Here is a 19,770-nt window from a genome sequence, read left to right on the forward strand (position 1 = left end):
CGAAGCATCAACGATACCGTTGAATCCATGGCCACTGACCTCAGGGACACCGCCCGTCCCGTCGACCCCGCCGCCCTCGTGGAACTCCTCCCGGCCCGGCCCCGGCTGCTCGCCCTGGGCGAGCCCGCCCACGGTGAGGACACCCTGCTCGGCCTGCGCAACGAACTCTTCCGGCAACTCGTCGAGCAGGAGGGCTACCGGACGATCGCGATCGAGAGCGACTGCGTGCGGGGCCTGCTCGTGGACGACTACGTCACCTCGGGCACGGGCACCCTCGACGAGGTCATGCGACGCGGCTTCAGCCACGAGTGGTTCAACGCGTCCGAGCCCAACCGTGAACTGGTGCAATGGATGCGCGCCTGGAACGACGGCCGGCCCGCGTCCGACCGGCTCCGCTTCGCCGGTTTCGACGGCCCGTTGGAGATGACCGAGGCCCAGAGCCCCCGGCAGGCCCTCACCGCCCTGCACGGCTACCTGTCGGCCCGGGGCGAGGCGGCCCTGCTCCCCTGCACCGCGGAAACGCTCGACCGGCTGCTCGGCGCCGACGACCGGTGGACCGATCCCGCGGCCATGCTGGACCCGGCCCGGTCCGTGGGGCGGTCGGCCGGGGCCGCGGAGCTGCGACTGCTCGCCGACGAACTCGTGGCGCTGCTCGACGAACAGACACCGCACCTGCTCGCGACGGCCCCGCGGGACGACTGGGAGCGTGCGTGCCTGTACGGGCGTACCGCCACCGGCCTGCTGCGCTACCACTACTGGATGGCCGACACCTCACCGGTCCGCACGGCCCGGCTCGGCGGACTGCGGGCCGCGATGATGGCCGGCAACCTCCTCGCCGTTGCCGCGCGCGGACCGGCGCTCGTCCACGCCCACAACTCCCACCTCCAGCGCGCGAAGAGCACCGTGCGGATGTGGGAGGGGCCGGTGCGGTGGTGGGGCGCCGGTGCGCTGGTGAGCGCCCGGCTCGGCGCGGAGTACGCCTTCATGGCCACGGCGCTGGGCACGATCCGGCACCAGGGGGTGGACACGCCGCCGCCGGACACCCTCGAAGGGCTCCTGTACGCACTCCCCGAGGACCGCTGCGTCATCGACCCCCGGCAACTGGCCACCGCCCTCGGCGACCCGCGGCCCACGCCCCGCGTGTCCCCCTGGTTCGGCTACGCCCCGCTCGACCCGGCCCACCTCACGGACGCGGACGGCATCGTGTTCGTCAAGGACGCCGTCGCGGCATAGACCGGCGCGGTGGCCCGGCCGCATTGCCGCCGGAGCAGGGTTCTTCGCGCTCTCGCCCGGCCTGCCCGACCGCGGCCGGCACCGCCGCCGTACCCCGGCGGCGGGAGCCACCTGGACGCCACGCCGAACGAGCAGGCTCCGCCGCCTCGTGTCCTACTGGGCTTCCGGCTACGACTGGCGCGGCCGCGAGGCCGCCGTCAACGCCCTGCCCTCCCGCTTCGCCGACATCGACGGCACGCCCGTGCACTACCTCCGCTACGACGGCGAACACCCGGACGCCCTGCCGATCGTGCTCACCCACGGCTGGCCCAGCACGGTCCTTGAACTCACCGATCTCGCCGAGCGGTTGGTCAACCCGTCGTGCCACGGCGGACGCCCCGAGGGCGCCTTCACCGTGATCGTCCCCTCCCTGCCCGGCTTCGCCTTCTCCCCCCAGCGGCCCACGCTCACCGGCGCCGAACAGACCCACGACCTCTGGCACCGCCTGATGCGCGACGAACTCGGCTTCGAGCGCTACGCGGCCCACGGCCGTCGCCCTGTTCCCGGCCGACCTGAGCCGGCCGCCCCGGAGCTGGGCCGAGCGCACGTACCACGTCACGCGCTACACGCACATGCCGCGCGGCGGCCACTTCGCCGCCCACGAGGAACCCGGCCTGCTCGCCGAGGACATGGCCGAGTTCTTCCGCGACCACCGCCGCCCCGCGGCGTGACGTCACTCGGGGCCGGCCGCCTGGCAGGGGAGCGCATGCCGTGACCGGGGGACTGTGATCAACGGCAAGGCGGGGTCGTAGCACAGAGGTAGTGCGCCGCGACATCATCTCGGAGGACGCCGGTTCGAATCCGACCGCCCCGCCCCTTCTTCCCGCGGCCGCCGGCTGCCGGCCGGCCGGAGCCGTCCGCGCGGCTCCGGCAGGGCCTACGGGGCCACGTCCTCCAGCCGCCGCCCGCTCGTCTCCTCGGCGCCCACCGCCGTGAGCGCGCCGACGAGGGCCACGGCCGCGAGCGTCACGAAGACGGTGCCGAGCGCGCCGTCGGCGCCGTCCGCGTAGACCGCGCCTACCACGATCGGGCCGAGGATGACGCCGACGCGGTTCATGGCGCCGCCGACACTCGACCCCAGGGCCCGCATCCGGGTGGGGAACAGCTCGGGCGTGTACAGGTACAGGCAGATGTTGGCGCCGAAGAGGAAGACGCTCGCCAGCGAGGTCCAGGCCAGCACACCGGTCGCGGAGCCGCCGGAGAACAGGCCGAGGAGCAGCAGGGCGACGGCGGAGCCGCCCAGGCACCCCATGACGGTGCGGCGGCGGCCGGCGCGGTCGACGGTCAGGGCGACGGCGAGGCAGCCGACAAGACCCGCGCAGGAGGTGACCGTCGAGTAGCCGAGGGCGGTGGACAGGTCCAGGCCGAAGCGGGTGCCGTAGATGGTGGGGAGCCAGGACGTGATGCCGTAGTTGACGAAGTAGCCGGTGAACCACAGGACGCCGACGACCAGGGTGCGCCTGCGGTAGCGACCGGACAGCAGCTCCCGCAGACCGCCCCCGCCGCCACCTGTGCCTCCGCGCCCGTCCTCCAGCCCGCCGCCACCTGTGCCTCCGCGCCCGTCCTCCAGCCCGCCGCCACCTGCGTCCCTGCCCGTGGCCTTCGGGGCGGGCGGCGCTGAGGGGGCCGGGTCCGGCAGCGGCTCGCCGGTGATCCGTTCGACCTTCTCCTCGATCGCGGCCATGGTGGCGAGCGCCTGCTCGTGGCGGCCGTGGTCGGCCAGCCAGCGTGGCGACTCGGGCACGTACCGGGCGATGACGAGGCACAGGACGCCGGGGATCGCGGCGAGGCCGAACATCCAGCGCCAGCCGAGCAGCGGCACCAGCCACGCGGCGAGCAGCGCGCCCGCCGTCAGGCCGGCCGGGAAGACCAGCTCGTACAGCAGGACGAAGCGGCCCCGCTGGTGGGTGCGGGTGATCTCGGCGATGAAGGTGGCCGCGACCGGCACCTCTCCGCCGATGGCCAGGCCCTGGAGGAACCGCGCGGCCATGAACGGCGCCGGCGAGGTGCACAGGGTGAGAGCCAGGTTGCACAGGCTGGACACGCCGATGCAGACGGCGATGACCCTGACCCGGCCGTAGCGGTCGGCCAGGCGGCCGGACAGGAGCGCTCCGGCCAGCATGCCCACCGAGCCCACGGTCATCAGGGCGGTGGTCTGCCCCGTGCCGAGGTGCCATGCGGCGCGCAACTGGGGCAGCGCGTAGGCGATGAGGAGCTGGTCGAAGGCCTCGAAGAAGGTGACCGCGCCGATGACGAGGCGCACGGTGACGTGCCAGCGGCACAGGGGGAGGCGTTCGAAGCGGGCGCCGATGGCCGCGGCGAGCGCCGCGGTACCGGGGCGGTGGGCCGCGCCGGCACGAGGGGCGTCGATCGTCATGGAGAGGTCCTCCGGCTCCCGGGCGCCCGGACCGAGGGACCGGCCGGCGCGCACGGGAGGGTTCGGGCCGTGCCGCGCGGGGCCGGACGGCTCCACGCACGCAGGGCGGTGAGGGACGGCAGGACGGCAAGGGCGGGGGGTGGGAGGGGCGAGGGGGGCGGAAGGAGAGGGAAGAGGCGAGCGTGCCGGCACAACCGCCGTGTCGGCAGGTCTCACCGCTCCGGCCCGATTCGGACAAGGGCTGAATCTCTTAGTGCTTAGGTTCTACCGCCTGCGCGTCGGGGGCCGTCAAGGGTTCGGCGCCGACCGGCGGGAAAAAGTCGTGCGGCCCGACCCCTTGCGGGGTAGATATTTAAGCCCTTAGATTTCCAGCACTTCGCCATCCCGGGCTCATCCCGGAGCGGGCCCCCGGGTCCGTGCCCCGGCCGCCCGCGGAGATCTCTCCCGACCCCTCACGCCCGGAGGTTCCGCCATGCCGCGCATCCCAGCCGACGAGATCCTCATCGCGGGCCGCTCCAGGCGCGGCGCGGGCGGCCCGATCCGGACCGTGAACCCGGCCGACGGCACCCTGATCACCACCGTCCACGCCGCCTCTCCCGCCGACGTGGACGAGGCGGCACGCGCCGCCGCCGACGCCGCGGCCACCCCCGCCTGGCGCGACCTGCTGCCCCATCAGCGCGCCCGCCTCCTGTACCGGATCGGTGACCTGATCGAGGAGCACGCGGCCGAGTTGTCCGCGTTGCAGACCACCGACACCGGCAAGACCCTCACCGAGACCCGCGCGCTCGCCCACAGCGCCGCCGGCACCTTCCGCTACACGGCCGCCGCGCTGGAGACCGCCGAGGACTCCCTCACCCCCGCCCGCGGCCCGTACGTCACGATGAGCGTGTACGAACCGATCGGCGTCGTCGGGGCGATCAACCCGTGGAACTCGCCGATCGCCTCCGACGCGCAGAAGACCGCCCCGGCCCTCGCCGGCGGCAACGCGGTCCTGCTCAAACCCGCCGAGTGGACACCGCTGGTCTCACTCGCCTTCGGCCGCCTGGTCCACCAGGCCCTCACCGAGGCCGCTCTGCCGACCGCGCTGCTGTCCGTCCTGCCGGGCGAGGGCAGCGTGGTCGGGGACGCCATCGTCAGCCATCCGCTCGTGCGGCGCATCGGATTCACGGGCGGCACCGCCACCGGCCGCACCGTCGCGCGCGCCGCCGCCGGCAAACTCGTCCCCGCCTCGCTGGAACTCGGCGGCAAGTCCCCGACGATCGTCAGGCAGGACGCCGACGTCGAACAGGCCCTCGCCGGGGTCATGTTCGGCATCTTCTCCTCCAGCGGCCAGTCCTGCATCGCCGGTTCACGGCTCTTCGTGCAGCGGTCGCTGTACGACTCCTTCCTCGGCGAACTCGTCGAACGGGTACGGAAACTGCGCCTCGGACCCGGCACCGACCCCGGCACGCAGGTCGCCCCGCTCGTCCACCACCGGCACCGCGACGCCGTCGCCGCGTACGTGGACCTCGCCCGCACGGAGGGCGGACGCGTCCTGTGCGGCGGCACGGTACCGGAGGGCCCGGAGTACGCCGCCGGCGCCTACTACCTGCCGACCGTCATCGACCGGCTGCCCCACTCCGCCCGGACCTGCCAGGAGGAGATCTTCGGCCCGGTCCTCGTCGCCCTCCCGTACGACGACGAGGACGACCTCGTACGCCAGGCCAACGACAGCGTGTACGGGCTGGCCTGCGGCATCTGGACGCGCGACGCCCGCGCCGCCTGGCGGCTGGCCCGGCGTGTCGAGGCCGGCACGGTCTGGATCAACACGTACAAGCAGTTCTCCATCTCCACCCCCTTCGGCGGGATGAAGGACAGCGGCCTCGGCACGGAGAAGGGACGCGACCTCATCCGCGCCTACCAGCGGCAGAAGTCCCTGTACTGGGGCACCGACGCCACCCCCCTGCCCTGGGCCAACTGACCCACTCCCGAAAGGCCCTCACCATGACACACCCCCCTGGCCCCCCTGGTCCGCCGATCGCCCGGCTGCGCGCCCTGCGCTCGGTCGAACTGCTCACCCCGCACTTCGCCGAGGCCGCCGACTTCTACGAAGAGGCATGGGGACTGGAGGTCGTCGAGTCCGGGCACAGCGCGAGCTGGCTGCGCGGCACCGGCGAGCAGCACCACGCCCTCCAGCTCACCCGCGCCGACCGCATCGGCCTCGGCCGGCTCGCCTTCGCCGTGGCCACCCCCGCCGAGATCGACGAGGCGGCCCGCCGGCTCGAAGCACGCGGCATCACCCCGGTCGCGGGACCCGGACCGCTGGACCAGGTGGGCGGCGGCTACGGACTGCGGTTCCACGACCTGGACGGCCGGCTGATCGAACTGTCCGCGGACACCTGGGCGGTCGCCCCGCGCGGCCGTGACGCCGCCGTGCCGGTCGGTGTCACCCACGCCGTCCTCAACACCCCGGACATCGACGCCTCGGTGGCCTTCTACAGGGACGTCCTCGGCATGCGCGTCTCGGACTGGTCCGAGCACCAGATGGCGTTCCTGCGCTGCAACACCGACCACCACTGCGTCGCGTTCAACCAGGCACCGTGGGTGTCCCTCAACCACGTGGCCTACGAGATGAGTTCGGTCGACCACTTCATGCGCGGCCTCGGGCGCCTCCGCCACCACGGCATCACCCCCGCATGGGGGCCGGGGCGGCACGGGCCCGGAAACAACACCTTCTCCTACTTCACCGATCCCACCGGCCTGGTCTGCGAGTACACCTCGGAGGTCGCCCAGGTCGTCGAGGACGCCTGGATCTGCAAGGTGTGGCGGCGCGTCCCCGAACTGTCCGACCTGTGGGGCACCGCCGGGCCGCCCTCCCAGCTGATCCGCGCCCACATGGCGGGCACCCCGGACGGCAGGCCCGTAGCCCCGCCCCTCGACGCCGAAGCCCAAGCCGCAGCCGAAGCGCAAGCCGAAACCGAAGCGCAAGCCCAAGCCCGAACAGAAGCCGAAACCGAAGCGCAAGCCCAAGCCCGAACAGAAGCCGAAACCGAAGCGCAAGCCCAAGCCCGAACAGAAGCCGAAACCGAAACGCAAACCCAAGCCCGAACAGGAGCCCGAGCCCAGGCCCGGACAGGAGCCCGGACGCGAGCCGCCGCCGACGCCGAAGGAGTCCCCGCATGAGCACGGACACCCCCCGCCGCGTCGGTCTCATCGGCTGGGGCGCCATCGGCCGCGTCGTCGGCGGCGCGCTGGCGGCCGGCGGGATCCCCGGCGCCGAGCTGGTGTGCGTCGTCGACAACCGGCCCCTCGGGAACTCCGCGCCCGTGCCGCAGTACACCGTCGAACAGGCCCTGCGCCACTGTGACCTGATCGTCGAGGCCGCCGGGCAGGGCGTCGTGCGCGAGTGGGGCGAGAGCGTTCTCGGCTCCGGCACCGACCTGCTCGTCGCCTCCACCGGCGCCCTCACCGACGACGACCTCGCCAAGCGGCTGCTGCACGCCGGTCCCGGCCGCGTCTACTTCACCGGCGGTGCGGTCGGCGGCCTCGACCTCCTTCAGGCCGTACGCGCCATGGGCCCCCTGGACGAGGTCCGCCTGACCACCACGAAACTGCCCGCCACCCTCGAACAGCCCTGGATGGACGAGGAGTTGCTCACCCGGATGCGATCGGCCACCGGACCGGTCGAGGTGATGGCGGGCACCGCCCGGGACGTGCCGGTGAGGTTCCCCAGGTCGACCAACGTCGCCGCCTCCGTCGCCCTCGCCGTGGGCGACCCCGACGCGGTCCGCGTCAGCGTCGTCGCCGATCCGGCGGCCCGGCACACCTCGCACGTGATCGAGGCGAGCGGCCCGCACGGCGCCTACCGCTTCGAGGTACGCCACCTGCCCGATGCCGCCAACCCGGCCACCAGCCAGGTCGTCCCCTACGCGGTACTGCGTTCCCTCGCCGCACTCGCCGGACGGACGGGGCAGATCCTGTGAGCGCCTACGACCTCTCCGGCCTCCACCTGGAACGGGCCGGCGACAGCGGCCCCCTGCTGCTGTGCCTGCACGGCATCGGATCGTCCTCGGCGGCCTTCGCACCCCAACTCGCGGCTCTCAGCGACATGTTCAGGGTCGTCGCCTGGGACGCGCCGGGATACGCCGAGTCCGCGGACCCGGACGGCCCGTTGTCGATGGACGACTACGCCGACACCGCCGCCGAGGTGATCCGGGCGTACGGCGGCAGCGCCCACGTCCTCGGCGTCTCCTGGGGCGGCGTGATCGCCCTCCGGCTCGCGCTGCGCCACCCGGGCCTCGTCGATTCCCTGATGGTCCTCGACTCCACGTCCGGTTCGGGCACCGACCCGGAGAAGGCGGCCGGGATGCGCGCCCGCGCCGCCGAACTCGCCCGGCTCGGCCCGGACGCCTTCGCCGCCGCCCGCGCCCCGCGCCTGGTCTCCCCGGACGCCCCCGCGGACCTCGTCGAGCGCGTCACCGCCACCATGGCCGCCTCGGTCCGCCTGCCCGGCTACGCACACGCGGCCGAGGCCATGGCCGCGACCGACCTGCGCGGCGAACTGCACCGCGTCACCGCGCCCACCCTCGTCCTGTGCGGCGACCAGGACCGCGTCACCGGTCCCGACAGCTCACAGGTCCTGGCCGGCGGTCTGCACAGGACCGCGTACGTGATCGTCAAGGACGCCGGTCACCTGGCCAACCAGGAGCAGCCCGAGCGTGTCAACGCCTGGCTCCTGTCCCACCTGCACATCGCCACCGACCCCCGCACACCCGACCCCCGCACACCCCGCACGAAGGGCTGACCACCATGCCTGTCACCACCACCGAGTACGACAACGGCGGCGACCTCGCCCGGTACACCGACTCCCTGATCGCCACCAAGGACTCCCGCGAGCCCGACTGGAAGACCCTGTCCTTCCAGGAGAAGGCCGGCCCGCAGTACCGGCGGGCGCAGATCCGCTACGTCGGCTCCGGCGCCACCGGCAACCACGAGGGCGACAACCGGATCATCCCCTCCGGCGGCTTCACCTTCTCCAACATGCTGCTGCCGCCCGGCGCCGAGGGCCCGGCCCACACCCACCACGACGTGGAGGAGGCCTTCTTCGTCCTGGAGGGCCAGGTCCGCGTCGGCGTCCACCGCGGCCCCGACGAGGTCGAGTACCGGACCCTCGGCTACCGCGACATGATCGTGGTACCGGCCGGCGTCACCCGCTCGCTGAAGAACGAGGGCGACACCGACGCACTGTTCTGCGTGATCATCGGCACGCAGAAGCCGCAGGTGCCCACCTACCCGGAGTACTCGCCGCTGTACGGCGTCACCCGTGACTGAGGCGTCGGGACCGGTCGCGCCGGCCGCGCCGTCCGCCCGGCGCACCGTCGTCGTGACGGGGGCGGGCCGTGGCCTGGGGGAGGCCATGGCCCGCCGGGCGGCGGCGGACGGGTTCCGGGTCGTCGTCGCCGAGCTGGACGCCGTCCGGGGCGAGCGGACCGCCGGGTCGATCCGCGCGGCGGGCGGCGAGGCGGAGTTCGTCCCCGTGGACGTCGCCGACCCGGCGTCGGTGGCCACGCTCGCGGACCGCCTGGCCGCCACCGGCCCCGTCCACGGCCTGGTCAACAACGCGGCCCTCGCCGACGGGGTGGGCGGCAAGGAGTTCCAGGACATCGACGTAGAGGTCTGGGACCGGCTCATGGCGGTCAACGCGCGCGGGCCCTGGCTCGTCGCCAAGCACCTGCTGCCGTTGATGGGCCGCCCCGGCCGCATCGTCAACATCGCCTCCGACGCGGCCCTGTACGGCTCCCCGCGCCTGGCCCACTACATCGCGTCCAAGGGCGCGGTCATCGCCCTCACCCGGGGCATGGCCCGCGAGCTGGGGGAGCGGGGCATCACCGTCAACGCCGTCGCCCCCGGCCTCACCGAGGTCGAGGCCACCGAGAACGTACCGGCCGAGCGCCACGCCCTCTACGCCGCCACCCGGGCGATCTCCCGGCCGCAGCAGCCCGCGGACCTCCTCGGCCTCGTCTCCTTCCTGCTCGGCGAGGAGTCCCGCTACCTCACCGGACAGGTGATCGCCGTCAACGGCGGCTTCACCATGCACTGAACCCCGCACCGCACCACTGGATCTGCAAGGAGCACGTCATGGATCTCGGCCTCGCCGACCGCACGGTACTGGTCACCGGAGGCAGTTCCGGTGTCGGCCTGGCCACGGTCCGCGCCCTGCTGGACGAGGGCGCCCGCGTCGCCACCTGCGGACGCGACCCCGAACGCCTGGCCAAGGCCGCCGCCCGGCTCGGCGCGGGCCCGGAGCGGCTGTTCACCGGCGCCTGCGACGTCCGCGACGCCGACGCCGTACGCCGCTTCACCGACGCCGCCGCCACCCACTTCGGCGGCGGGCTCGACGGCCTGGTCAACAACGCGGGCCAGTCCCGCATGAAGCGCCTGGACGACACGACACCCGAGGACTGGCGCGACGAGCTGGAGCTGAAATTCGCGGGCGTCCTCAACCCCCTCGCCGCCGCCCGCAGTCACCTGCGCGCCTCGGACGCCGCCTCGGTCGTCAACATCAACGCGGTGCTCGCCAAGCAGCCCGACCCCCGCCTCATCACCACCAGCGCCGCCCGCGCCGGCATCCTCAACCTCTCCACGTCCCTCGCCCGCGAACTCGCCGCCGACGGCATCCGCGTCAACTCCGTCTGCCTCGGCCTGATCGACACCGGCCAGTGGACGCGCCGGCACGCCGCCGCGGACGGCGGCCTGACCTACGAGGAGTGGCAGGCCGAGCTGGCCGCCGACCGCGGCATCGCCCTCGGCCGGCTCGGCCGCGCCGAGGAGGCCGCGTACGCCGTCGTCGCGCTGCTCGCCCCGCGCGCCTCCTACATCACCGGAACCAGCATCGACGTCTGCGGCGGAGTCGGCCGCGGCATCCTGTGAGGAGCCTCCCCATGCACCACGGGCAGTACGACAACGGAGGCGACCTCCTCGTCGCCCACCTGAAGTCCCTCGGCATCGACACCGTCTTCGGCGTCGTGTCGGTGCACAACCTGCCGCTCGTCGAGGCGGTCGACCGCGAGCTGCGGTTCGTTCCGGTGCGCCACGAGGCCACCGCCGTGAGCGCCGCCGACGGCTACGGCCGCGCCCGCGGCTCGATCGGCTGCGCCCTGACCTCCACCGGCACGGGCGCGGGCAACGCGGCCGGCTCCCTGATCGAGGCACTGGCGTCCGGCACGGCCGTCCTGCACGTCACCGGGCAGGTCGAGTCGGCCTACCTGGGCAGCGGACGCGGATTCATCCACGAGACCAAGGACCAGCTCGGCATGTTGCGGGCCGTGTCGGCGTACGCGGCCACCGTCACCTCCCCGCACGACGCCGGACGGCTGCTGCGCGAGGCGTCGGCCGCCGCCCTCACCGCACCGGGCGGCCCCGCGAGCATCGAGTGGCCCGTCGACCTCCAGTACGCCGCCCAGCACGACGAGGGCGATCAGGCCCCGGCCGCCGCCGCACCGGAACCGGACCCCGCCGCGCTCGCCGCCGCCCGCGAACTCCTCGCCTCGGCCCGGCGCCCCCTGATCTGGGCGGGCGGCGGTGCGAACACCGCCCGCGAGGAACTGCTCGCCCTGCTGGAGGCCACCGGCGCCGGGCTGCTCACCTCCAACTCCGGCCGCGGCAGCGTCCCCGAGGACCACCCGCTGGTCATCGGCAACTTCACCACCACCCCACCCGGCCGCGCCCTCCTCGCCGACGCCGACGTGCTCCTCACCATCGGCACCCACTTCCGCTCCAACGAAACCGCCGACTACACGCTGCGACTCCCCGCCGCCCACATCCAGATCGACCTCGACGAGGCCGCGCTCGGCCGCGTGTACCCGGCGCGGCACGCCCTGCACTGCGACGCGGCCGGCGTCCTGCCCGCCCTGACCGAGGCCGCCGTACCCGCCGACGCCGCCTGGTCGGCCCGGGTCACCGCCGTACGCGAGGACGTACGCGCCACCTGGCACGGCGACATCGGCCCCCAGGCCGCCGTCTGCGACGCGCTCGCCGCCGCCCTGCCGCGCGGTGCTGTCGTCGCCCGCGACGTCACCATCCCGTCCTCGTCCTGGGGCAACCGGCTCCTGCCGATCCACGACCCGCGCGCCAACGTCTTCCCGCGCGGCGGAGGCATCGGCCAGGGCCTCGGCATGGGCATCGGCGCCGCGCTCGCCCGGCCGGACGAGCCGACCGTCGTCATCGCCGGCGACGGCGGCCTCGCCGTGCACCTCGGCGAACTCCTCACCGTCGGCCAAGAACGCCCCCGCCTGACCCTGATCGTCTTCAACGACGGCGGCTACGGGGTGCTGCGCAACATGCAGGACAAGTACAGCGAACGCCGCTCCGGCGTGGACCTGTTCACCCCGGACTTCGCGCCGCTCGCCGCCGCCTGCGCCCTGCCCTACGCCCGCATAGCGGCCGAGGCGGACGCCGCGCCGGTCCTTGAGGCCGCCCTCGCCTCCGACGGACCGACCCTCGTCGAGGTCGACCTCGACGCGCTCGGCCCGATGAAGAACCCGTTCACCCCGCCCGTCACGATCCCCACGGCGTAGGGTCTTTCGTTTGGATCAGGCCGGATCAGGGAGCGGGGTCTGGTGCGTGCAGCTGCAAGGCGGAGGAGGGAGTCGACGCGATGGGGGTCCCCCTGCTCGAGTGAAGTCGAGAGCTTGGGGGAGTCGGCGACCGACGACAACGCCGCAGATGCGCGTGCCAGGGCCCGCGAGCCCGGCATGATCCAAACGAGAGGCCCTGAGGAGGCCACCGCCATGACCGCCGACCGCGAGCACGAACTCGACCTTCTCGTCCGCCGCATGACCTGGGAGGCGGACGGCGTCCTCTCCGTCGACCTGGCCCACCCGGACGGCAAACCACTGCCCGCCTGGACGCCGGGCGCCCACCTCGACCTGCACGTGGGCGGGCACGTACGCCAGTACAGCCTGTGCGGCGACCCCGCCGACCCGACCACGTACCGCCTGGGCATCCTCGACGAACCGTCCTCACGCGGCGGTTCACGGCACGTGCACAGCAAGCTGCGCCCCGGCCAGAGCGTCCGCGTGGCCGGCCCGCGCAACCACTTCGCCCTGGAGCCCGCCGCGTTCTACGTCTTCCTCGCCGGCGGCATCGGCATCACCCCGATCCTGGCGATGGCCCGCCAGGCCGCCCGGGACGGGGTACCCTACCGGCTCGTGCACGGTGGCAGGTCCCGCGCCACCATGGCGTTCGGCGCCGAGCTGACCGCGCTGACCGGCGGCGAGGTGACCCTCGTACCGCAGGACGAGCAGGGCCACATCGACCTGGCGGCCGCCCTGCGGGACCTCCGCGACGACGCGCTGGTGTACTGCTGCGGCCCCGAACCGCTGCTCGACGCGGCCGAAGAGGCCTGCCCCGCGGGCCGACTGCGCGTCGAACGGTTCGCCGCGCCCGCCGCCCCCGCACGCGACGGCGACGACACCGCCTTCGAGGTCGAGTGCCGCGCGTCGGGCGTGACCCTGACCGTCGACGCCGCCACCTCCGTCCTCGAAGCCGCCGAGAACGCGGGCCTCGCCGTCACCTCCTCCTGCCGCGACGGCATCTGCGGCTCCTGCGAGACCCGCGTCCTCGCCGGCACCCCCGACCACCGCGACCACCTGCTCAGCGAGGCCGAGCGCGCCGCCGGCGAGACGATGATGATCTGCGTCTCCCGGTGCGCCTCCGACCGCCTCGTCCTGGACCTGTGACCCCCACCGAGAGCGAGACACCCATGCCCACCGACGCCACCACCAGCCGGCCGTACCTCGACCCGCACCAGAGCCGCAACCACACACCCACCCCCTACGAGCTGAAGCTCGCCCGCACCCTGGAGGAGATCTTCACCCACGACGGCCACGAACTGGCCGACGTCGTGGCCGGGTTGAACACCCGGCAGGTCCACACCCCCGGCGGCGAGCCGTGGACCGAGGACACCTTCCGCGCCGAGATGCACCGCCTGGGAGCCTGACATGACCCTCTCCACCCGCGACAGTGCGGCCCACATCCTCGCCCACGGCCTGCGCAACCAGTGGCACCCCGTGGTGCCCTCCGACTTCGTCGAGCCCGGCGGCCTGCGCAAGGTCACCGCGCTCGGCGAGAGCTGGCTGCTGTTCCGCCGGGCCGACGGCACCCTGTCCATGCTCGCCGACCGGTGCCCGCACCGCGGCGCCCCGCTCTCCCTCGGCAAACACCTCGGCGACCGGATCGCCTGCTGGTACCACGGCGTCGAGGTCGACGGCTCCGGCACGGTCACCTCCGTACCCGGCCTGCCCGGCTGCAACCTGGAGGGCAAGAAGCTCGTCACCTCCCTGCCCGTCCGCGAGGTCGGCGGCGCGATCCTGGCCTGGTTCGGCGACGAGGAGCACCCCGAGCCGGCCGACCTGACCCTGCCCGAACCCCTCACCGACCCCGGCACCTCCGCGATCCTGTGCTACGCCGAGTGGAACGTGCCGTGGCGCTACGCCATGGAGAACCTGCTCGACCCCATGCACGGCGCGTTCCTGCACCACGAGTCGCACACCATGTACGACGGCGACACCACGGCCAAGTTCCGCATCCGCGAGACCGACCGCGGCTACTTCTTCGAGAAGACCGACCAGCGCGGCGTCAACTTCGACTGGGTCGAACTGTGCCGCACCGGCGTCGACTGGGTCGACCTGTCCATCCCGTACCCGCCGTCGGCCGGACCGGGCGGCCCGTTCGGCATCGTCGGCATGGCCTGCCCGGTGGACGCCGGGCGCACCGGCGTCTTCTTCTGGCGCTACCGGAACGTCTCCGGCTGGCAGCGCGACACCTGGCACTTCCTCTACAGGACCCTCATCGAGGAACGCCACTGGGAGGTCCTGGAGCAGGACCGGGTCATGCTGGAGGCCATGCCCGCCGACGCCGACCAGCGCGAGAACCTCTACCAGCACGACCTCGGCGTGGTCCGCCTGCGCCGCCTCTACCAGGCGCAGGCCGAGCAGCAGTCCACGGCGGGAGGGACGAACCGGGAGGCGTGACCGCGCCGGCCGCGGCGCGCCCACCGCCGCCCCGGCCCTCGCTCAGCCTGCCCCCGCTCGGGCCGGCTCTCGCTCAGCTGCCGCCGCTCAACCGGCCTCCGCCCGCCGCGCCGCCTCCTCCGCATCCGGCGCCGCCTCGTCGGACTCGACGATGGAGCGCTCCAGAGAGGAGAGCAGCCGGGCCAGTTGGCGGCGCTCGGCGGGGGAGAGCCCGCCGAGCATCCGCCGTTCGTTCTCCAGGTGCGCGCCGAACACCTCGTCGACCTTCCGCAGCCCGGCCTCGGTCAGACGCGAATAGACGACACGGCGGTCCTCGGCGTCCCGCTCCCGCACGAGCAGCCCGTCCTTCTCCAGCCGGTCCAGCCGCAGCGTGACACCCGCCGACGATATGAGGCCCGACGCCGCCAGCTGCCCCGCGGTGAGCCGGTACGGCGCCCCGGAGCGGCGCAGCGCCGTCAGCACGTCGAAGCCGGCGACGGACAGCCCGTGCCGCTCGATCTGCGCGGTCAGCCGTGAGTGGTACTGCAGATACGCCCGGTGCAGCCGGGCCAGCACCTCCAGCGGTGCGGTGTCCAGACCCGGCCGCTCGCGCGCCCAGTCCTCGACGATCCCCGCCACGGCGTCCGGCCGCCGCCCCGCCCTGCGCTGAGTCATGTCATCCCCTCGCGGCTCGTTTCGTCGCGAGACACGGGCTCCGTATCCGCGCACCCGCTGAAATCTTAGCCCTGAGACAAGCCCGGACCGCGCCCCGGCCGCGACCCCGGCCGTCACCGTGGCAGCTCCGCCACGGCGGCCTCCAGGAACCGGCGGACCAGCGCGCCGGGGGCGTCGGGGAAGTGGACGAGGCCGACCGGGCTCGGCGGGGCACCGGTCAGCGGGACGAAGCGCAGGGCGGGATGCCGGGTACGGCGCCGCGCGACCTCGGGGACGATGCCGATCCCGCGGTCGGCGGCCACCGTCTCCAGCCATTCGTCGTAGTTGGCCGTCTTGACGATCCGGTCCGGACGCCGGTCCGCGGGCCACGACCAGGGGCCGGTGGTGCCGCTGACGGTGTTGACGACCAGCGGCCAGCGGTGGACGTCCGTCCACGCCAGCCGGCCGATCCGGGCCAGCTCGCAGTTCTCCGAGCAGACGGCGACGCGCGGCTCGTCGGCCAGCGGCACGACCCGCGCCCCTTCCGGCACGTCGACGTCCCCGCGGACCAGCGCGATGTCGACGCCGCGCTGCCGCAGCGCCTGGAGCGGATCGTCGGTGCGGACCAGGGCGACCGACGCGCCGGTGCTCTCCTCGAACCGGCTGATCGTCCGCTGGGCCCACGGGTCGGGCAGCAGCCAGCTGAAGCCGAGCCGCAGGCTGACCCGGCGGCTCACGGCGGCGAGGGCCTGGTCCATGGTGGCCAGGACCCGCTCGGCGTGGACGAGGAACCCGGCCCCGGTGGCGGTCAGCTCGACGTGCCGTGAGGACCGGTCGAGCAGACGGACGCTGAGCCGGTCCTCCAACTGCGCGATCGTACGGCTCAGCGCGGGCTGCGTGATCAGCAGTTCCTCCGCGGCCCTGGAGAACGAGCGGCAGCGGGCCACCGACGCGAAGGCCCGCAGGTGGCGCAGTTCGACGTCCATGCCCCTCACATCTCCGGACCCCATCCATGCCGGCCACGCATAGCCCCAGCTTAACCGGCATTTCCCAGGCGCACCCGCGCTGCCTAGCGTGAGAAGCGGCCCCATGGACGCGACCCGGAAGGCACCCAGGACCGTGCAGTCATCAACCCCGCCCCGCGCACGAGCGGACTCCCCTTGGACCATCGTCGCCCGTGCGGCGGCGGCACTCGCCGCGGGAATGGGGATCGGCAGGTTCGTCTACACCCCGATCCTCCCCCTCATGCACACCCAGGCCGGACTCACCTCGGCGCTCGGGGCGCGCCTGGCCACCGCCAACTTCATCGGCTACCTCGCCGGGGCACTGGCCGGCATCGCCGCACCCGCCGTCGTACGGTCGGCCACCGCCCTGCGCGGTTCCCTCGTCGTGCTGGTGGCGACCCTCGCGCTCATGCCGGCCACCCACGACGGCACCCTCTGGTTCCTGCTGCGCCTGGTGGCCGGTGCCGCCAGCGCGCTGACCTTCGTGATCGCCGTCAGCGCCATGCTCTCCGGCCTGCGCGCGCACGCGCACCACCTGGTCGGCTGGGCCTTCGGCGGCGTCGGCGCCGGCATAGCCCTGTCCGGGCTGCTCGTCGTCGCCGTGCAGGCCGTGGCCGACTGGCAGGCGGCCTGGTGGACCTGCGCCGCCCTCGCGGCCCTGCTCACCGCGGTCGCCTGGCCGCTGGCCCCGCAGCCGGAACCCGGGGCCGCCGAGACGGACACACGGACCGAACGGCCCCGTACGCACCGCTGGTTCCTCGCGCTGCTCGCCAGCTACACCTTCGAGGGCATCGGCTACATCATCGCCGGCACCTTCCTGGTCGCCGCGATCCAGGAGGGTGTCCGGGGCTGGCTCGGCTCGGGGGCCTGGATCGTGGTCGGTCTCGCCGCGCTCCCCTCCTGCGCCCTGTGGACCAGGCTGGGCCACCGCTGGTCCCGCCCGGCCCTGCTGCTGGCCTCGCTGATCCTCCAGGCCGTGGGCATCGCCCTGCCGGCGCTGCTCGGCGGCGCCACGCCCGCGCTCGTGTCCGCGGTGCTGTTCGGCGCCACCTTCATGGGGGTCAGCACGATGGCACTGTCCATCGGCGCGCACCTGCAAGTGCCGCGCGCCGTCGCCCTGTTGACCGCCGGATACAGCGCCGGCCAGATACTCGGCCCGCTGCTCGCCGCCCCCCTGCTCCGGCACGGCTACCACCCGGCGCTGCTGCTGGGCAGTGCGATGGTCTTCCTCGCCGCCCTCGCGTCGGCCGCCGTGTGCGTCCGCTTCCCGCACCACCTCGACCCCGCCGCCTCGGCGGCGGCCTGACGCGGAGGCCGCGGGGTCGAGGCGGCGGGGTCGAGGCGGCGGGGTCGAGGCGGTTCAGGCCCGGTTCAGGTCCGGTTTCAGGTCCGGCTCACGCGGCGAAGACCTGCTTCGCGGTGGTGATCGCCGTCATGGCCTTGGGCCAGCCGGCGTAGAAGGCGAGGTGGGTGATCGCCTCGACGAGTTCGGTCTCGGTGACGCCGTTCTCCTTCGCCCGTCCGAGGTGGAAGCGGAGCTGGTCGGCGTCGCCGCCGGTGACGAGGGCGGCGACGGTGACCAGGCTGCGGTCGCGGGCGGCCAGCCCGGTGCGGTTCCACACGTCCTCGAACAAGACGTCGTCGGTCAGCTCGGCGAGCTTGGGCGCGAAGTCGCCGATGGCGCGGCGACCTCCGCCGATCTGTTTCGGCTGGTCGGTCATGGATGGTCCCTTCGGTCCGCCGCGGTGCGGCTCGCTCGTATCCGGTTCGGTCAGGCCCGTCAGGCCCGTCAGGCCCGTGAGGCCCGTGAGGCCCGTGAGGCCCGTGAGGCCCGTGAGGCCCGTGAGGCCCGTGAGGCCCGTGAGGTAGATCAGGTAGATCAGGCAGTCAGCGGGTGCGGGGGCGCTGGTACTGCTCGTCGGTGACCGGCTCGTTCCAGGTGGTCTCCTCGCCGCCGGCGCCCTCGCCCTCCCACAGGGCGATGTGCTCCATGAAGCGGTCCGGGGCGGCGCCGTGCCAGTGCTCCTCGCCCGGCGGACAGGTGACCGTCCGGCCCGGGTGGGCTTCGAGGACCGTGCCGTCACGGGTGCCGATCAGGGCGATGCCCGAGACGACGTGCAGGGTCTGGCCCAGCACGTGGGAGTGCCAGTGGGTACGGGCACCGGGAGAGAAGCGGACCATGTTGGCCCGCATCCGGGACGGCTCCTTGCCCGCGTAGAGCACGTCGAACCAGACGTCTCCGGTGAACCAGTGCGCGGGCGCCTTGACGGTGGCCTGCTGCCTGACGAATTCCATGGGTCCTCGTGTCCTTCTCTGATCAGGGATCGGAGGGTGAGCGGGGCGTGGGTCCGGGTGTGCCCCGTGCCGTGCCGAACGCCTCGCTACCGAGGAAACCGCGGGCAGGAGGGTTGGAGAAGGGCCTGCCGTTACAGGTACTGCCAGGGCCCCCCGGCCGACTCCCAGGCCGCCTAGCCTTGAAGGTGTGAGCACCGAGAGCGACATCCGCGAGTTCCTGGCCTCCCGCCGCGCCAAGGTCACCCCGCAGCAGGCGGGACTGCCCGCCTACGGCGGCAACCGGCGCGTGCCTGGCCTGCGCCGCGAGGAAGTGGCCCTCCTCGCCGGTGTCAGCATCGACTACTACGTCCGGCTGGAGCGCGGGCGCCTGGCCGGGGCCTCCGAGGAAGTCCTCGACGCCGTCGCGAACGCCCTCCAGCTCGACGACGCCGAACGCGCCCACCTCCACGACCTGGCGCGCGCCGCCGCCAAGCGGCCGGTCCGCCGGGCCAGGCGCCGCGGACCGCTGCCCGAGAGCGTCCTGCGGGTCCTGGAGTCCATGACCGACTCCCCGGCCTTCATCCGCAACGGCCGCCTGGACCTGCTCGCCGTCAACCGCCTCGGCCGCGCCCTGTACTCGCCCCTCTTCTCCGACAGCGCCACCAGGACGCCCAACATCGCCCGCTTCCAGTTCCTCGACCCCGACGGCCGCGACTTCTTCCCCGACTGGGAGGAGTCGGTGAACACCACCGTCTCCCTGCTGCGCACCGAGGCCGGCCGCGCCCCGCACGACAGCGAACTGACCGGGCTCATCGGTGAACTCGTCACCCGCAGCGAGGAGTTCCGCATCGCCTGGGCCAAGCACAACGTGCGCCTGCACCACACCGGCCGCAAGTCCTTCCGCCACCCGGACGTCGGCGTCCTCACCCTCGACTTCGACGCCATGGACCTGCCCGCCCAGCCCGGACTGACCCTCACCGCCTACAGCGCCGCCCCGGCCACCGCCGACCACGACGCCCTCCAACTCCTCGCCGCCTGGGCCGCCACGGAGGACATCGAGGACAACACGAACATCGAGGACGACGGAATCGCCGAGGACAACGGAAACGCCGAGGACACCGAGCCCGCCGGGCGCCCCTCCGGCCGGCAGGACCGGCACGAGTGACGGAACCGGCAGGACCGATGAGCACCGGGGAGC

At 73.5% G+C, this 19,770-nt stretch carries 19 protein-coding genes and 1 pseudogene; 15 read left to right on the plus strand and 5 right to left on the minus strand.

Annotated features, from left to right (window positions below):
• Window positions 1–27 precede the first annotated feature (27 nt).
• Together AB0G56_RS13510 and AB0G56_RS13515 are read left to right on the plus strand one after the other, a co-directional pair.
• Window positions 28–1,233 carry an erythromycin esterase family protein gene (locus tag AB0G56_RS13510; protein ID WP_360968231.1) on the plus strand — a complete coding sequence of 402 codons (1,206 nt, stop codon included), beginning with the start codon at window positions 28–30 and terminating at the stop codon, window positions 1,231–1,233.
• A 148-nt stretch (window positions 1,234–1,381) separates the two neighbouring features.
• Complete coding sequence (locus tag AB0G56_RS13515; protein WP_360968234.1) at window positions 1,382–1,987, plus strand: epoxide hydrolase N-terminal domain-containing protein; 606 nt, start codon at window positions 1,382–1,384, stop codon at window positions 1,985–1,987.
• Between the two features lie 162 nt (window positions 1,988–2,149).
• On the opposite strand, the gene AB0G56_RS13520 is transcribed toward AB0G56_RS13515, so the two are convergent.
• Entirely contained in the window at window positions 2,150–3,649 is a 1,500-nt protein-coding gene (locus tag AB0G56_RS13520) for an MFS transporter (RefSeq protein ID WP_360968237.1), read from the minus strand.
• A gap of 472 nt (window positions 3,650–4,121) precedes the next feature.
• Between AB0G56_RS13520 and AB0G56_RS13525 the strand changes: the two genes are divergently transcribed.
• The 11 genes and pseudogenes from AB0G56_RS13525 (at window position 4,122) to AB0G56_RS13575 (ending at window position 14,661) form a co-directional block, all read left to right on the plus strand.
• A complete protein-coding gene (locus tag AB0G56_RS13525) occupies window positions 4,122–5,609 on the plus strand; it encodes an aldehyde dehydrogenase family protein (protein ID WP_360968239.1) in 1,488 nt (495 codons plus the stop codon).
• Between the two features lie 23 nt (window positions 5,610–5,632).
• A pseudogene (locus tag AB0G56_RS13530) lies at window positions 5,633–6,577 on the plus strand (VOC family protein); the annotation flags it as partial.
• Between the two features lie 230 nt (window positions 6,578–6,807).
• Entirely contained in the window at window positions 6,808–7,611 is an 804-nt protein-coding gene (locus tag AB0G56_RS13535; protein ID WP_360968242.1) for an aspartate dehydrogenase domain-containing protein, read from the plus strand.
• Window positions 7,608–8,432 (plus strand): alpha/beta fold hydrolase, encoded by an 825-nt coding sequence (locus tag AB0G56_RS13540; RefSeq protein ID WP_360968245.1) that lies wholly within the window; start codon window positions 7,608–7,610, stop codon window positions 8,430–8,432. Before AB0G56_RS13535 ends, AB0G56_RS13540 begins: the two co-directional genes overlap by 4 nt.
• A 5-nt stretch (window positions 8,433–8,437) precedes the next feature.
• Entirely contained in the window at window positions 8,438–8,959 is a 522-nt protein-coding gene (locus AB0G56_RS13545) for a cupin domain-containing protein (RefSeq protein ID WP_360968248.1), read from the plus strand.
• A complete protein-coding gene (locus AB0G56_RS13550) occupies window positions 8,952–9,728 on the plus strand; it encodes an SDR family oxidoreductase (protein ID WP_360968250.1) in 777 nt (258 codons plus the stop codon). Before AB0G56_RS13545 ends, AB0G56_RS13550 begins: the two co-directional genes overlap by 8 nt.
• Before the next feature lie 38 nt (window positions 9,729–9,766).
• A complete protein-coding gene (locus tag AB0G56_RS13555) occupies window positions 9,767–10,558 on the plus strand; it encodes an SDR family oxidoreductase (protein WP_360968253.1) in 792 nt (263 codons plus the stop codon).
• A gap of 11 nt (window positions 10,559–10,569) precedes the next feature.
• Window positions 10,570–12,204 (plus strand): thiamine pyrophosphate-binding protein, encoded by a 1,635-nt coding sequence (locus AB0G56_RS13560; protein ID WP_360968256.1) that lies wholly within the window; start codon window positions 10,570–10,572, stop codon window positions 12,202–12,204.
• 213 nt (window positions 12,205–12,417) lie between these two features.
• Window positions 12,418–13,368: a PDR/VanB family oxidoreductase gene (locus AB0G56_RS13565; protein WP_360968259.1), complete on the plus strand. Its 951-nt coding sequence runs from the start codon at window positions 12,418–12,420 to the stop codon at window positions 13,366–13,368.
• 23 nt (window positions 13,369–13,391) lie between these two features.
• Window positions 13,392–13,628 carry a recombinase-like helix-turn-helix domain-containing protein gene (locus tag AB0G56_RS13570; protein ID WP_360968397.1) on the plus strand — a complete coding sequence of 79 codons (237 nt, stop codon included), beginning with the start codon at window positions 13,392–13,394 and terminating at the stop codon, window positions 13,626–13,628.
• A 1-nt stretch (window position 13,629) separates the two neighbouring features.
• Entirely contained in the window at window positions 13,630–14,661 is a 1,032-nt protein-coding gene (locus AB0G56_RS13575) for an aromatic ring-hydroxylating dioxygenase subunit alpha (protein WP_360968262.1), read from the plus strand.
• A gap of 87 nt (window positions 14,662–14,748) precedes the next feature.
• Here AB0G56_RS13575 and AB0G56_RS13580 read toward each other — a convergent pair whose 3' ends face one another.
• Entirely contained in the window at window positions 14,749–15,315 is a 567-nt protein-coding gene (locus AB0G56_RS13580) for a MarR family transcriptional regulator (protein WP_360968265.1), read from the minus strand.
• Window positions 15,316–15,428: 113 nt separating this feature from the next.
• Entirely contained in the window at window positions 15,429–16,280 is an 852-nt protein-coding gene (locus AB0G56_RS13585) for a LysR family transcriptional regulator (RefSeq protein ID WP_360968269.1), read from the minus strand.
• A gap of 133 nt (window positions 16,281–16,413) precedes the next feature.
• Here AB0G56_RS13585 and AB0G56_RS13590 point away from each other — a divergent pair, with 133 nt between their 5' ends.
• Window positions 16,414–17,604, plus strand: coding sequence for a YbfB/YjiJ family MFS transporter (locus AB0G56_RS13590; protein ID WP_360968400.1), 1,191 nt, complete (start codon window positions 16,414–16,416; stop codon window positions 17,602–17,604).
• A gap of 88 nt (window positions 17,605–17,692) precedes the next feature.
• Here the strand turns inward: AB0G56_RS13590 and AB0G56_RS13595 are convergent, their stop codons facing one another.
• Both AB0G56_RS13595 and AB0G56_RS13600 read right to left on the minus strand, forming a co-directional pair.
• On the minus strand, window positions 17,693–18,019 hold the full coding sequence (locus AB0G56_RS13595) for a carboxymuconolactone decarboxylase family protein (protein ID WP_360968272.1): 327 nt from the start codon (window positions 18,017–18,019) through the stop codon (window positions 17,693–17,695).
• A gap of 166 nt (window positions 18,020–18,185) precedes the next feature.
• Window positions 18,186–18,593 carry a cupin domain-containing protein gene (locus AB0G56_RS13600; RefSeq protein WP_360968274.1) on the minus strand — a complete coding sequence of 136 codons (408 nt, stop codon included), beginning with the start codon at window positions 18,591–18,593 and terminating at the stop codon, window positions 18,186–18,188.
• A 187-nt stretch (window positions 18,594–18,780) separates the two neighbouring features.
• Here AB0G56_RS13600 and AB0G56_RS13605 point away from each other — a divergent pair, with 187 nt between their 5' ends.
• Window positions 18,781–19,737 (plus strand): helix-turn-helix transcriptional regulator, encoded by a 957-nt coding sequence (locus AB0G56_RS13605; protein ID WP_360968277.1) that lies wholly within the window; start codon window positions 18,781–18,783, stop codon window positions 19,735–19,737.
• Window positions 19,738–19,770 lie beyond the last annotated feature (33 nt).

This window comes from Streptomyces sp. NPDC021356 (genome assembly GCF_040641015.1).
Lineage (GTDB): Bacteria > Actinomycetota > Actinomycetes > Streptomycetales > Streptomycetaceae > Streptomyces.